At 42.6% G+C, this 13,596-nt stretch carries 12 protein-coding genes; 8 read left to right on the top strand and 4 right to left on the bottom strand.

Annotation, left to right across the window (positions count from 1 at the left end; translation table 11 throughout):
* Nucleotide 1: 1 nt before the first annotated feature.
* The gene (gene gatA / locus OFN91_RS06695; protein WP_270873705.1) at nucleotides 2–1,360 is read right to left on the bottom strand and encodes an Asp-tRNA(Asn)/Glu-tRNA(Gln) amidotransferase subunit GatA; all 1,359 of its coding nucleotides are present in this window, start codon (nucleotides 1,358–1,360) and stop codon (nucleotides 2–4) included.
* A gap of 99 nt (nucleotides 1,361–1,459) precedes the next feature.
* Nucleotides 1,460–4,222, bottom strand: coding sequence for an isoleucine--tRNA ligase (ileS, locus tag OFN91_RS06690; RefSeq protein ID WP_270873704.1), 2,763 nt, complete (start codon nucleotides 4,220–4,222; stop codon nucleotides 1,460–1,462).
* Between the two features lie 119 nt (nucleotides 4,223–4,341).
* Here ileS and OFN91_RS06685 point away from each other — a divergent pair, with 119 nt between their 5' ends.
* From OFN91_RS06685 to OFN91_RS06665, 5 genes are all read left to right on the top strand, one after another.
* A complete protein-coding gene (locus tag OFN91_RS06685) occupies nucleotides 4,342–5,439 on the top strand; it encodes a CinA family protein (protein WP_270873703.1) in 1,098 nt (365 codons plus the stop codon).
* Between the two features lie 9 nt (nucleotides 5,440–5,448).
* On the top strand, nucleotides 5,449–6,090 hold the full coding sequence (locus OFN91_RS06680; protein WP_270873702.1) for a hypothetical protein: 642 nt from the start codon (nucleotides 5,449–5,451) through the stop codon (nucleotides 6,088–6,090).
* A 51-nt stretch (nucleotides 6,091–6,141) separates the two neighbouring features.
* On the top strand, nucleotides 6,142–7,068 hold the full coding sequence (locus tag OFN91_RS06675; RefSeq protein ID WP_270873701.1) for an aspartate carbamoyltransferase catalytic subunit: 927 nt from the start codon (nucleotides 6,142–6,144) through the stop codon (nucleotides 7,066–7,068).
* A complete protein-coding gene (locus OFN91_RS06670; protein ID WP_270873700.1) occupies nucleotides 7,068–8,348 on the top strand; it encodes a dihydroorotase in 1,281 nt (426 codons plus the stop codon). Before OFN91_RS06675 ends, OFN91_RS06670 begins: the two co-directional genes overlap by 1 nt.
* A gap of 100 nt (nucleotides 8,349–8,448) precedes the next feature.
* The gene (locus OFN91_RS06665; RefSeq protein WP_270873699.1) at nucleotides 8,449–9,162 is read left to right on the top strand and encodes a metallophosphoesterase; all 714 of its coding nucleotides are present in this window, start codon (nucleotides 8,449–8,451) and stop codon (nucleotides 9,160–9,162) included.
* Between the two features lie 616 nt (nucleotides 9,163–9,778).
* Here OFN91_RS06665 and aqpZ read toward each other — a convergent pair.
* The gene (gene aqpZ / locus OFN91_RS06660) at nucleotides 9,779–10,453 is read right to left on the bottom strand and encodes an aquaporin Z (protein WP_270868151.1); all 675 of its coding nucleotides are present in this window, start codon (nucleotides 10,451–10,453) and stop codon (nucleotides 9,779–9,781) included.
* 133 nt (nucleotides 10,454–10,586) lie between these two features.
* Here aqpZ and OFN91_RS06655 point away from each other — a divergent pair, with 133 nt between their 5' ends.
* Entirely contained in the window at nucleotides 10,587–11,204 is a 618-nt protein-coding gene (locus OFN91_RS06655; RefSeq protein WP_270873698.1) for an MBL fold metallo-hydrolase, read from the top strand.
* Nucleotides 11,205–11,475: 271 nt separating this feature from the next.
* The gene (locus OFN91_RS06650) at nucleotides 11,476–12,285 is read left to right on the top strand and encodes a hypothetical protein (protein ID WP_270873697.1); all 810 of its coding nucleotides are present in this window, start codon (nucleotides 11,476–11,478) and stop codon (nucleotides 12,283–12,285) included.
* 114 nt (nucleotides 12,286–12,399) lie between these two features.
* On the opposite strand, the gene OFN91_RS06645 is transcribed toward OFN91_RS06650, so the two are convergent.
* Nucleotides 12,400–12,765: a diacylglycerol kinase gene (locus OFN91_RS06645; protein ID WP_270873696.1), complete on the bottom strand. Its 366-nt coding sequence runs from the start codon at nucleotides 12,763–12,765 to the stop codon at nucleotides 12,400–12,402.
* Between the two features lie 70 nt (nucleotides 12,766–12,835).
* Here OFN91_RS06645 and OFN91_RS06640 point away from each other — a divergent pair, with 70 nt between their 5' ends.
* The gene (locus OFN91_RS06640; protein WP_270873695.1) at nucleotides 12,836–13,594 is read left to right on the top strand and encodes an exodeoxyribonuclease III; all 759 of its coding nucleotides are present in this window, start codon (nucleotides 12,836–12,838) and stop codon (nucleotides 13,592–13,594) included.
* Nucleotides 13,595–13,596 lie beyond the last annotated feature (2 nt).

Below are 13,596 nucleotides of genomic sequence, written 5' to 3'. Positions count from 1 at the left end.
CTTAACCCCTTATGATTGTTTCTAAATTTAACCCGCCATCAAGGACCGTTTGTTCGTCATAAGCGCGTCCTATTAGTTGTGCGCTGATATTTAAATTTTGTGAATTTCTAGCCACTGGCACGGAAATCGCTGGAAGTCCTGCTAAATTTACGCCGATTGTGTAAATATCGCTAAGATAAGCTTTTAGCGGGTCGTTTAACTCGCCAAATTTATACGCCACATCAGGCGCAATCGGCATAAAAATCAAATCAGCCTCTTTTAAAATTTCCTCATATTCAGCCTTGATAAAGGCTCTGGCTTTTTGCGCTTTTATGTAGTAAGCGTCATAATATCCGCTACTTAGCACAAATGTTCCTAGAAGCATTCTGCGTTTGACCTCGTCGCCAAATCCCTCGCCACGGGTGTTTGCGTAAAGTTCGTTTAAATTTGACGCCTTTGCGCGATTTCCGTATCGCACGCCGTCATATCGGCTTAAATTTGCGCTAGCTTCGGCTGTGGCGATGATATAGTAAGTCGCAATGTCGTATTTGGAATTTAACAAATTTTTATAAATTATCTTGTGTCCGAAGCTTTTTAGTTTTTCGATTGCTAAATTTAGCGCAGTTTTAATCTCGTCGCTAGCCTCGTTTAGGTAGTTTTCGATGACTGCGATTGTAAGTTTGCGCTCGCTATTTAATTTATCAGCCGTGCTGATAAACTCGCCAGCGTAGCTTGTGCTATCCATAGTGTCGTGTCCAGCGATGATATCGTATAAAATCGCCGCGTCCTCGACATTCTGCGTGATTGGTCCGATTTGATCTAGGCTAGATGAATATGCCCCAAGCCCGTAACGGCTAACCCTGCCATAGCTTGGCTTAAATCCCACGCAGCCACAAAACGCAGCAGGCTGGCGGATAGAGCCACCAGTATCGCTTCCAAGGGCTGCGATTGCAAGTCCAGCTCCCACAGCAGCGGCACTTCCGCCACTGCTTCCGCCTGGGACGCGAGTGTGATCGAGTGGATTTAGAGTTTTGCCATAATACGAACTCTCTGTCGTGCTTCCCATGGCGAATTCGTCCATATTGGTGCGCCCAAATGGAGCTAAATTTGCCTCTTTTAGTTTTTTGATTACGGTTGCGTCATAAGGCGCAATGTAGCCTTGCAGGATTTTAGAACCAGCCGTTACGCTCCAACCTTTGACTTGAATATTATCTTTAATCGCGATTGGCACACCTGCGCCACTTTCGTTTAGCTCATCGCCACTGAGCTGTTCGACATACGCGCCAAGGTTTTTATTGGCTATGATTTGGCTTTTTAAATCTGCGCGAAGTGCCAAAATTTCGCTAGGGCTCAGTTTCAAAGCCTCTTTTAAACTTATCATTTTTTATCCTTAAATTTTATTACAAATTTTATTCCCACGCCTATACAGACAAAGATTAGCGCGATTGTGAGAACTACTATACTAAAATGTTGAGGCGAACTAAGCATTTAGCACCTTTGCACACCTTGGGCATAGGCAATCTTGCTCTTTTGCGCTAAATTTCCAGCACCTTGGGCATTTAAATTTATCAGATTTTACAAGGCGGAAAATTTCATCACCTATGCGAAATTCTGCCAAAGCATTGTCGCTGTTGCCATCTAGCGATGTTACATCGCTTACCATAAACCAATCACTCACACCCAAAATATCGTAAGATAAAATTTCATTTGAGCTAGTTTGCAAAGCGAGTTCTAGGGTCGATTTGATGATTTTGTCTTTTTTGAGGGCGTCGATGATTTCGAAAAACTTCTCTCTTGATTGCTCTAAAATTTCATCATATTCGACAAAATCGCTAAATTCAATCGGCGCATAAACCAAATCAAAAGCGTCTTCTTTGCCGTTTTTAACGATACTTGGTGCGTATTGCATTACTTCATCGATTGTGTAAGTTAGCGTAGGCGCAATCAGAGGCAGTAGCGCTCTGGTGATTAGCACTAGCGCACTTTGTGCGCTTCTGCGTCTTGGTTCGTCGATATGGTCGCAGTAAAGGCGATCTTTGATGATATCAAGGTAGATTCCGCTTAAATCTGCGCTTAGGAAATTTAGAAGTTGGTTAAATCCTTTTGAGAAATCATACTCTCTAAAACTCTCTTCAACCGCGCCAAAAGTCCTTACTGCGCGGGTTAAAATCCACTTATCAAGGGTTGTGAAATTTGAGGTTTCAAGCTCTTCTAAGTCGCTAACATTTGCTAGCAAAAAGCGAATTGTATTGCGAATTTTGCGGTATTGCTCGCTGACTTGTTTTAGGATATTTTCGCTGATTTTCAAATCTGTGGAATAATCGCTTAGCGCAACCCATAATCTCATAATCTCCACGCCGTATTCTTTGGCGACTTTTTGTGGAAGGACGATGTTGCCTACGGATTTGCTCATTTTTTGACCCTTCTCATCGACGGTGAAGCCGTGAGTTAGGACGCTTTTATACGGAGCGAACTCATTTACAGCGCAACTTAGCAAAAGTGAGCTTTGAAACCAGCCTCTGTGCTGGTCTGAGCCCTCTAAATACATATCGGCTGGAAACGCGCCTGCGTCGTATTCGCCACTTTTTAGCACAGCGTTCCAAGTCGAGCCACTATCAAACCAAACATCTAAAATATCGGTAACTTTCTCTAAATTTTCAGGGTTGTAGCCAGAACCTTGCGGTAAAAGATCGCGAATTTCGCTATCCCACCACGCATCGGCGCCTTTGGCTTTGAAAATTTCGTATAAATGATCCATTATTTTTTCGTCGAAAATCGGCTCTTTTGTGCCACGATCGCGGAAAAACGCAATCGGCACACCCCAATCTCTCTGCCTTGAAATACACCAATCAGGGCGGTTTTCAATCATCGCTGTGAGGCGATTTTCGCCAGTGGCTGGGTAGAATTTGATCTTTTTGATTTCGCTAAGCGCGATCTGGCGCAGTGTTTTTCCGCCGCTAAATTCCTTATCCATAGCGATGAACCATTGCTTTGTAGCGCGGTAAATTACTGGTTTATGCGTGCGCCAGCAGTGTGGGTATGAGTGGGTAAATTTGCCGACTTTTACCACTGCATCGCCAAGAATTTCGACGATTTTTTCATTTGCTTTGAAAATGTGCATGCCGACCATTTCATCTACGACGCCAGCCCTAAATAGCCCCTTCGCGCGCAGTGTTTCATCAAAACACCCTGCCTCATCGACTGGCATTAGCACCTCTATGCCGTATTTTAAGCCTACGAAATAATCGTCCTCGCCGTGTCCTGGGGCGGTATGAACTAGGCCTGTTCCGCCGTCCATTAAGACATGTTCGCCTAGGATAAATTTTGAGCTTCTATCATTTAGCGGGTTGATTGCGTATAAATTTTCTAGCTCTTTTGAGCTAAATTCTTTTAAAATTTCGCCATTTGTGATACCTGCGCCGATTAAATTTTCTAAAAGCGGTTTTGCAAGTATGAAATTTTCGGCTGTTAGGACATAGGTTTCGTTTGGATTTAGGCTGATTGCGCCGTTTGCTGGAAGTGTCCAAGGCGTAGTCGTCCAAATCACGGCCTTTGCGCCTTTTGCGCCGATTTTGGCGTTTGCTTCATCGCTTAAATCGAAAGCCACATAAATCGAATAATCCTCTTTGTCCTTATACTCGACCTCCGCCTCAGCTAGCGCGCTTTTTGCCGCCCAGCTCCAAAACACAGGCTTACTGCGCTCGATTAAAATACCCTTTTTAGCGATATTGCAAAGGGTTTTGTAAATTTCAGCTTCGAAGTTAAATTTCAGTGTCAAATATGGATTTTCCCAATCCCCAATTACGCCAAGGCTTTTAAATTCATCTCTTTGGATATCGATAAATTCCTTTGCGTGTGCGCGACAAAGCTCGCGGATTTCGTGCTTGGTAGCTGATTTTTTCGCGTCGCCCATTTTGATTTCTACTTGTTGCTCAATCGGCAAGCCGTGGCAGTCCCAGCCCGGGACATAGCGGATATTTTCACCGAAAAAATAGTGGGTTTTTGTGATAATGTCTTTTAAAAATTTATTCAGCGCATGGCCGATATGCAGGTGTCCGTTGGCATAAGGTGGGCCGTCGTGGATATTAAAGCTGACGCCCGCGTTTTTGCGTTTGGCTTTCATTTTTTCATAAATTGCTCGCTCGTTATACCAGCTAGAAAATCGCGCTGGTTCGTTCGCTGGGAGAGAGCCTCGCATAGGGAAGTCCGTAGTAGGGAGAAAAAGTGTTTCTTTGTAATCCATAAAAAACCTTTAATTGTGTTTTAAAAAATTTGGTAAGTGTAGCAAAAAGGCTTTTAAAAAGGACTGAAAATGCAAGAATTTTTTATGCTATAATGGCAAAAATTTAAAGGTCGAAATTTATGAAAAATGTGATTTTAATCATCGGCGAAGCTATCCGCTACAATCCGCCATTTTTTAGCTATATTTTGCGCGAATACGAGCAGGTTTTCGGCGTGATTGATGATATTAAATTTATAAATGAAAACGATAAAAATTTGCCATTTTTGATAGAAAAAATGCTCGGCAAATACGATTATATCACGATTTTTGCGACAAAAGTGGCTTATGCAATCGCAGGCAAAATCCTCTCCACGCTTACGCTTGATACTTTGGAGCTTAAAGATTGTGGCACACTAGCCCCATCAGCAGCTAAATTTGCGGTAAAGGATAGTTTTTTGCTAGATATTAAGGGTTGCCTTGTAAATGTGCTAAAAGCAGACCCCTTGCAAAAACTGCCCCAAATTTTGCAAGATCCACTAAACGAGGGCGAGGGGTTTTATCTATTTGACACAGACTATGCGAGTGCAAAAGCTAGACTTGAAAGCCTAGCGTTAAGCTATAAAATTTCATTTATCATTAGCGAATACAGCTCATTTTTGCTCTTTGTGCGCGCTAGCGAGCAAAAATTTGGCGCGCTGGATAAATTTTTAGATAGCGTGAGCAAATATTACGCAAACTCATTTATCGCGCCTAAAAATTTCATCTCTCACGCCGTGGAGAAATTGCGAGAAATCGGCGCAAAAATCACATTTGCAGAGAGTTGCACGGCTGGACTTTTGGCAGCTAAATTTGGCGAAATAGCCGGTGTGAGCGATATTTTTGACGGCTCAGTGGTAAGCTATGCAAACGAGATAAAGCGCGCGTGGCTAGATGTGAGCGATGAGGTTTTGCAAGATTATGGCGCAGTGAGCGAGCAATGCGTCGCAGGTATGCTTGGCGGGGCATTGGAGAGTTCGGGGGCGAATTTTGCCCTAGCCATTAGCGGGATAGCTGGACCTGGGGGTGGAAGCGATGAAAAGCCCGTAGGAACGGTATTTATCGGGGCAAAAGAGCTTGGTGGGCGACAGATAATCGGCAAATTTCACCTAAACGGAGATCGCAACTATATCCGCGAAGAGGCCGCAAATATCGCAGTTTGCTTGCTTTTGAAATTAAGAAGTGATTTATTTTTAAACTAAGGAGAGAGTATGAAAAAATGTGGAATTTTGCTTGCTTGCGCGCTTATTTTTAGTGCGTGCAGTGACAGCGACAAATCTAGCCAAAACGGCCTAGATATCGAGAAAGAGATCGAAAAAAAATCTCAAAAAATGGTTGAGAAAAATGAGCCAAAAATACAGATAAATTTGGATAAAAATTTATCGGCTAGCGAAAGCGCCCCTAAACCTGCGCCAGGAAGCACTGCTTCAAGCGAGCCTGCGCCAGAGGCAAATTTGAGCCAAAACGCTAAACCAAAGGTTCAAATCGAGCTAGTGCCAAAGCCTGAGGGCAAAATTTCAAAAGATATCAACGAAACGATTGATGAATTTGCCGCAACGGCTAAAATTTTGGGCGAAAATTTGGAAAGATTAAGCAAGGAAGCACCAAAAATCATTGATGAATTTGCGAAAAAAAATGCGGATAAATTTGAGGATTTAGCCAAAAAAGGCGAGAAAATTGTGCGCGATTTAAATGGCTCATTAGGCGGGATTGAAAAGGATTTAATGGATTTGGCAAAGGATGCAAATTCGAGTTTCGGACAGATTTTAAATATCTTTGGCGATATGATTAATAATGGCAAAAAAATTGAAAAACATTATGAAAATTCGCAGGGCGAGGATTTAAAAATTTAAGTCAAATTTGCGTAAAATACAGCGAAAATTTTAACCATTTTAGGAGGCAAAATGTATAAATTAAAGCACCTGCTTAGCACGCAAGATTTAAGCGCAGACGATATTTACGATTTCATCGCTTTGGCGAAAGAGTTTAAAGCCCTAAACCGCTTGGATATCAAAAAATCAGACTCTTTGCGTGGAAAAACCGTGATTAATGCTTTTTTCGAAAACTCCACTAGAACGCGCATTTCCTTTGAAATCGCCGCCAAACGCCTTGGTGCGGACGCCATAAATTTCAGCGCAGGTTCAAGTAGCACCAAAAAGGGCGAAACTCTAATCGATACGATAAAAAATATGCAAGCCATGCGCAGTGATATTTTTGTCGTGCGCCACGCAAGTAGCGGTGCTGCGAAATTTATCGCCTCTAACTGCGACGCCTCAATCGTAAATGCAGGAGACGGACTAAATGAGCACCCGACACAAGCGCTTTTGGATTTACTCACAATCCACGAAGCCAAGGGCAAATTTGAAGGATTAGAAGTCGCTATCATCGGCGATATTTTCCGCTCTCGTGTGGCTAGATCTGATGCATGGGCGATGAAAAAACTAGGCATAAATGTCAGACTTTTTGGTCCTCCGATGATGCTAAGAGACTGCGAGGCGTTTGGGTGCAGGATTTGCAAAAGCGTCGAGGAAGCGATCGAGGGTGCAGATGTGATAATAATGCTAAGAATTCAATTAGAGCGCCAAGACGGCGAGCCAAGCTTTCCAAGTGTTAGAGAATATAGCAAATTTTTTGGACTAACTGCTAAGCGTATGCAAGTAGCCAAAGAGGGTGTGATTATTATGCACCCAGGCCCGATAAATCGTGGCGTGGAGATCAACTCAGATGTCGCGGACGATCCGCGATTTACCTGCATTCTCGATCAGGTCGAAAACGGTGCAGCCATGCGTATGGCGGTGCTTCACACGATAAATTTAAATAGGAGCTTGTAATGAAAATTTTAATCAAAAATGGCACCGTTATTAACCACGACAGAAGCGAAAAGATAAATGTTTTAATAGAAAATGACCAAATTTCAGCACTTACAAAAGACGAGCCAAGCGCAGATAAAATCATCGACGCGACTGGCAAGCTTGTCATGCCGGGGCTAATTGATATGCATGTGCATTTTAGAGATCCGGGCTTTGAGTATAAAGATGATGTCATCACAGGTAGCGAAACAGCCGTAGCAGGGGGCGTAACGACCGCTATGCCTATGGCAAATACAAACCCAGTAAATGATAATTCCGCGATCACAAAAGCAATGATTAAAAAAGCGCGCGATAGGGGGCTAATCGACCTGCTTCCAATCGGAGCGATTTCGCAGGATTGCAAGGGCGCGAAAATCGTCGAAATGGGCGATATGATCGAGGCTGGGTGCGTGGCATTTAGCGACGATGGACTTCCAGTTACCGATAGCTCAGTCATGCGACAAGCCCTCGAATACTCGGCGCATTTTGGCTCTTTTGTCATAAATCACAGCGAGGATTGCTCACTTTGTCATGGTGGAGTGATGAACGAGGGCAGGGTGAGCGCGCTACTAGGGCTTAAAGGCATGGCAAGTGAAAAAGAGGAGATTATGGTTTCGCGCGATATTTTGCTTGCTAAAAAAACGGGCGGACACCTGCATGTGGCGCATGTCAGCTCAGCCTGGTCGCTAAAACTCATCGATCAAGCCAAAAAAGAGGGCATTAATGTAACCTGCGAAGTTACGCCACACCATTTCACTTATGATGAAAGCGAACTTATGGGATATGATACGAATTTTAAAATGTCCCCGCCACTTCGCACAAATGCCGATGTAGAGGCTATGCGAGAGGGGCTAAAAAGCGGACTAATAGATGTCATCGCCACAGATCACGCACCGCATAGCTGGGACGATAAATTTGTCGAATTTGACAAGGCTCCGTTTGGGATTTTAGGCCTTCAAACGCTCGTGCCTTTGACGCTAAAATTAGTTGATGAGGGCGTGATTGATTATGAAAAAATGGTCGCTCTCACCTCGTATAATCCAGCCCAAATTTTAAAACTCTCTGGCAAAGGCGAAATCGCTGTCGGAAAGCTAGCCGATATCGCTATAATCGACCCTGAGCTAAGATACACTTACGACGCGAAACTCAACAAGTCAAAATCGCAAAATTCGCCACTTTTTGGCAAAGAGCTAAAAGGTGCGTGCGTGCTAACGATAAAAAGCGGAAAAGTGGTCTTTGACTTCCCAAATGTGGTAGCGTAAATTTCAAATTTAACCCAAATTTGGGTTAAATTTGACCTTTTTTAAATTTTAAATTTTAAAAATTCTAATATAATTCTTTTAAAAATTCAAAGGTAAATTTATGCAAAATATCTACATTATCGGCGATGTGCATGGTTGCTATGAGAGTTTAATGGCGCTGATTGCGCGTTTGCCAGCGAAATTTGATAGCAAAATTTGCTTCGTGGGCGATTTGTGCGATCGTGGTCCTCAGAGCGCCAAAGTCATCGAGTTTGTGCGCTCGCACGGCTATGACTGCGTGCGCGGAAACCACGAGCGCAGATTTTTGCTAGCAAAATCCAGCGCGCAAAGGTGCGTGAGAGACCGCGAAATCGTAATCGGCGCAAGCGATGATATCAACTGGATTGCCAAAAGTGGCGGTAGCGATACGATGAAATCGTATTTCGCGCCCGAATTTAGCGCGCTTTTGGGCGAGCATTTAGAGTATTTGCAAAGCTTGCCCGTGTTTTTGCAATACGATATTTTCGACGAAAATTCCCGCTCTCTCGTGGTGTCGCACTCGGCTGTGGGAAATATGTGGAAATTTCGCGACTTCGTGGCAGTAAAGGACGATTTCGAGGCGCATGTGTTGAGCGGGCGCGACGATTACACCGATAATGCGGGTATTTTCAATGTCTATGGCCACACGCCACAAGATGAGCCATTTATCAATGATTACAGCGCGAATATCGATTTGGGCTGTGTTTTCAAAAAGCGCGGTTACAAAAACGCCCGCCTTTGCGCTATGGAATTCCCCTCCAAGCGACTTTTTATCCAAGATTGCATTGATTTTTAAAATTTTGATTTTTAAAATTTTGATTTTTAAAATTTGCTTTTTAAATTTCCGCTTCGCAACTCCCAAACACTGCCCCGAAATTTTAAACTCGTAGATTGCTTCGAATTTGCTACGCAAATTCTCGCAATGACAAATCAAGCGTAAATTTTGCCTAATTTGTCATTGCGAGGAGCGAAGCGACGAAGCAATCTACGAGCATAAAATTTAAATTTTGCAAATTTGCTGTCATTGCGAGCGAGTGTAACGAGCGAAGCAATCCAGTAAAATTTAAAGCAAAATTCAATCCAAATTTAGCATTGAATTATTTTCTAAATTTTAGACTAAATTTTCTTTTCTCGTAAGGGGGAAGGGGGCTTGAATTGCGAGGTCGCGCCCCTTCCCCCTTACAAACCCCCAACCCCCGACGACGCTTTACAAGGTGGCTAAATTTTAAAAAGCGTTGCTTTTTAAAATTTAGCTGGTTTTATTTTTACGGAAATGCTTCGCATTTCTTTGCGATTTCGGGGCAGTGTTTGGGGGTTGCGAAGCGGAAATTTAAGAATTTAAAGAATTTAAAAAGCCCCTTGCGAAAATTCACAAGGGGCGAGGCGAAATTTACGCCAAATTTAGCGAAATTTTACTCTTTTTCCAAAAAAGTTTTGTAGATAATTCCGCCGATTGCGCCACCGATGATTGGCGCTACCCAAAACAGCCATAGCTCGCTAAGCGCCCAGCCACCTTGGAAAAGTGCCACGCCAGTTGAACGGGCAGGATTTACTGAGGTGTTTGTTACTGGGATTGAGATTAGGTGGATTAGTGTGAGGGCTAGTCCGATCGCAATCGGTGCGAAGCCACTTGGCGCGCGCCTATCTGTCGCGCCCATGATGACGATTAGGAAAAATGCGGTTAGAACTATTTCTGCGATTAGCGCGCTTAGCATTGAATATCCGTTTGGTGAGTGCTCGCCGTATCCGTTGGTCGCAAACCCTGCGCTGATGTCAAATCCAGCCTTTCCGCTTGCGATTAGATATAGCGCACCGCCTGCTGCTATCGCGCCTAGCACTTGCGCGATGACATAGCCTGCTAACTCGCTAGCTTTAAATCTGCCGCCGCATAGCAAGCCCACTGAAACTGCTGGGTTAAAATGTCCGCCACTAATGTGTCCAAATGCGTAAGCACCGCTTAGCACGGTCAAACCAAAGGCGATTGAAACGCCGACAAATCCGATGTTGTATGCGGCGAAAATCGCGCTTCCGCAACCGCCAAATACTAGCCAAAATGTGCCAAGAAACTCGGCCAAAAGCTTTTTCATAAGCTCTCCTTTGAAAAAATTTGCAAAAGCGCGTATTTTACTGCATTTTGGTAAATCAAGGATAATTTTTGGCTAAATTTAATGGCTGGTTAAATTTAAATCCGTAAAATTTGGAGAAATTCAAGGAGAAAACATGGTTTTATGCGTGGAAGTGGCAGGTTATATCAGCGAGAATTGCTATTTTTTTATCGACGAGGCGAGTGGGGCAGGGTTTGTAATCGACCCTGGGGCGCAAGCGGACAAGCTTTTGGGGATTATAAAAGAGAGAAATTTCAAAATCGAAAAAATCCTGCTCACGCACGGACATTTCGATCACATTGGCGCAGCTAGCGAGCTCTCGCGGGCTTTGGGTGCGCCGATACTCGCGCACGAAAACGCAGGCGTGTATCTGGGCGAGCCAGACTATAATCTATCGAATTTTACGGGCGAAGAGATAATCATAGAGGATTTCACGCCCCTAAAAGATGGCGAAAGGGTCGCGCTAGCTAACGGGGCGTGCGAGCTAGCTGTGATTTATACGCCAGGGCATACGAGCGATAGCGTGGTGTTTTATAGCGCGGGGCAAAATTTGGCGTTTTGTGGGGATTTGATATTTCGCGCGGGCTTTGGGCGCACGGATTTGCCGGGCGGGGATTACGGCGAGCTAAAAGCTAGCATAGAGGGCAAGATTTTTAGCCTGCCAGATGAGGTGATTTTATACTCGGGGCATGGAGAGCCCTCGAGCGTGGGGGCAGAAAGGGCGAGGTTTTAGCAAAATTTGCACACACTGTCATTGCGAGCGAGTTTAACGAGCGAAGCAAAATGAGCGTAGCGACCCGAGCGAAGCGAAGGGGCATTTCACAGAAACATTTTTGCTTCGCAAAAAGCGCTTCGCTTGTTTTGGAGGAGCCGTAGGCGAAGCCAATCGCCAAAAGTAAAATAACAGATTTGCAAAATCGCAAATTTAAAGAATTTCGTATCGTGGATAAACGATACTGACCGAATTTAAATTTGCAAAGAAATTTTTATAAAAAGAAATAAAAGTGAAAAATTTATTTAAAAAATTGTTCGATACCAAATTTAAAAAAATAAGTTGGTTTGTTGCAATTATAACGATTATTTTATGTCTTGGTTTTATTAGAACTGTGCCAAATTATTCTAAAAAATACGGCTTTGAAATAGTGAGTTTGTGGGATTACAACAAATATAATCGGGGCTATTGTTTAGTAGAAAATAGGATTTTAGATAAAGAAGAGTTGTATAAAAGAGCCGTTGTGGAATATTTAAAGAAAGAATTAGAAATAGAAAATAAATTAGACGAATATAGAATTAAGACACTAGGTAAAAATAAGCGAGCAAATAATATAGATATAGGGTATTATAAATTTGACGATGATATAAATTTAGATAATTGGATTTATAAATTAAAAGAAGCATACGATAATAGGGATATTTATGCAGATAGCGTTGCAGGAGATTTAATTTTAAATATATTAAAAGCCACGCAAATAGACCCAAACCAATATATATCGGTAAATTTAAAAGAGATGACGGCAGGTTTTGCAAGACCGATTTTTTTCTCTGAGTATTTTGGTCGCAATCGTGTTTTATTAGACAATTTTATATTATTATGTGAAGATGACACTATTGATATTTTTAATGGTTATTCACTTTTTGGTTATATTGGCGATAAATTTAAAGATAAAAATATTATAGGAAACGAGTTAAAAAAATATAAATACAAACAAAAATGCAATCTAAAATATTCAAAAAAAATAGATAATTGCGGACATTTAGATTACGGCGATATGGAAAAAATATTTTTAGAACAAAAAGAATATTTATTTGGCTAATATGCAATAAACTAATTTTAAAGTCGTAGATTGCCACGAATTTTGCTAACGCAAAATTCTCGCAATGACAAATTAGGTGCAAAAATTTTAAATTTTAAAATTTCGGCGCAGTGTTTAGCCAAAAATTTTACCACAAATCGCACATACCCACAGGGCGAAATTTAGGCTTAAAGTAAGCATTACAGCGGTGCTGGCGGTATCTTTGGCAGCCCCTGCAAGCGGGTGAAAATCAGGGCTTGCTAAATCAACTACTCGCTCGATTGATGAGTTTATGCACTCTACCACTAGCGTAAAAACCGCGCCAAAAACCAAAGCCAAATTCCAAACTAAGCCAAAATTCCAAAAAAATAGCGAAACCAAAAGTGGCGCAAAAACAAAAATTTCTAGCCGAAAACTCCGCTCACTACGCCAAATTTCAGCTAGCCCCGCCAAAGCATAACCCCAGTTTGCGAAAAATTTGTATTTTGGCTGATTTCTCATTTTTTTCCTTTTAAATTTTAGTTAAATTTAGGCATAATCATAGCCAAATTTTGATAATTAAAGGGTAAAAATGAAGCTAATGAGCTGGAATGTAAATGGGCTTAGAGCCGTGCTTGGCAAGGGCGCATTTGCGTGGCTTGATGATGAAAAGCCCGATTTTTTGGGCTTGCAAGAGATAAAAGCGAGCGCAGAAAATATCCCAAAAGAGCTTTATGAGCTTGGATTTTCGCAGATTGATACGAACTCAGCCACGCGCGCTGGGTATTCTGGCGTGGCAAGCCTAGCTAAATTTGCTAGCAAGGTTAGCAAATGCAACTTCGCTAGCGACGATGAGGGGCGGGTTTTGGAGCATAGATTTGGCGATGTGGTGCTACTAAATATCTACTTCCCAAACGGCCAAAAGGACGATGAGCGCCTCGCGTATAAGATGAAATTTTACGCTGATTTTTTGCGTTATATCGACGAGCTGGTCGCGCAGGGTTTGGGCGTGATATTTTGTGGCGATGTCAATACCGCTCACAGGGAAATTGATCTAGCCAACCCAAAGGCAAATTCTAAAATTTCTGGCTTTTTGCCTATCGAGCGAGCGTGGATTGATGAGGTGATAAATCACGGATTTATCGATACTTACCGCGAAATTCACGGCGATGAAAAAAATGCTTATTCGTGGTGGAGTTATAGATTTAATGCACGCGCTAAAAATGTTGGCTGGCGGATTGATTATTTTTTTATCTCGCAAAATTTGCGCTTGCGCCTCAAAGACGCCTTTATCCGCGCTGATATCACAGGTAGCGACCACTGCCCAATCGGCATTGAGATTGATTTGTAAAA

The sequence above is a fragment of the Campylobacter sp. JMF_08 NE1 genome (assembly GCF_027737875.1).
Classification (GTDB): domain Bacteria; phylum Campylobacterota; class Campylobacteria; order Campylobacterales; family Campylobacteraceae; genus Campylobacter_B.
This window is presented reverse-complemented; position numbering and strand designations above follow the sequence as displayed.

What these genes read in the sequence shown, in the direction of transcription:
- ileS (WP_270873704.1), bottom strand. Translation starts at nt 4,222, where the DNA reads ATGGATTACAAAGAAACACTTTTTCTCCCTACTACGGACTTCCCTATG.
- gatA (WP_270873705.1), bottom strand. Translation starts at nt 1,360, where the DNA reads ATGATAAGTTTAAAAGAGGCTTTGAAACTGAGCCCTAGCGAAATTTTG.
- OFN91_RS06680 (WP_270873702.1), top strand. Translation starts at nt 5,449, where the DNA reads ATGAAAAAATGTGGAATTTTGCTTGCTTGCGCGCTTATTTTTAGTGCG.
- OFN91_RS06655 (WP_270873698.1), top strand. Translation starts at nt 10,587, where the DNA reads ATGGTTTTATGCGTGGAAGTGGCAGGTTATATCAGCGAGAATTGCTAT.
- OFN91_RS06640 (WP_270873695.1), top strand. Translation starts at nt 12,836, where the DNA reads ATGAAGCTAATGAGCTGGAATGTAAATGGGCTTAGAGCCGTGCTTGGC.
- aqpZ (WP_270868151.1), bottom strand. Translation starts at nt 10,453, where the DNA reads ATGAAAAAGCTTTTGGCCGAGTTTCTTGGCACATTTTGGCTAGTATTT.
- OFN91_RS06670 (WP_270873700.1), top strand. Translation starts at nt 7,068, where the DNA reads ATGAAAATTTTAATCAAAAATGGCACCGTTATTAACCACGACAGAAGC.
- OFN91_RS06675 (WP_270873701.1), top strand. Translation starts at nt 6,142, where the DNA reads ATGTATAAATTAAAGCACCTGCTTAGCACGCAAGATTTAAGCGCAGAC.
- OFN91_RS06665 (WP_270873699.1), top strand. Translation starts at nt 8,449, where the DNA reads ATGCAAAATATCTACATTATCGGCGATGTGCATGGTTGCTATGAGAGT.
- OFN91_RS06645 (WP_270873696.1), bottom strand. Translation starts at nt 12,765, where the DNA reads ATGAGAAATCAGCCAAAATACAAATTTTTCGCAAACTGGGGTTATGCT.
- OFN91_RS06685 (WP_270873703.1), top strand. Translation starts at nt 4,342, where the DNA reads ATGAAAAATGTGATTTTAATCATCGGCGAAGCTATCCGCTACAATCCG.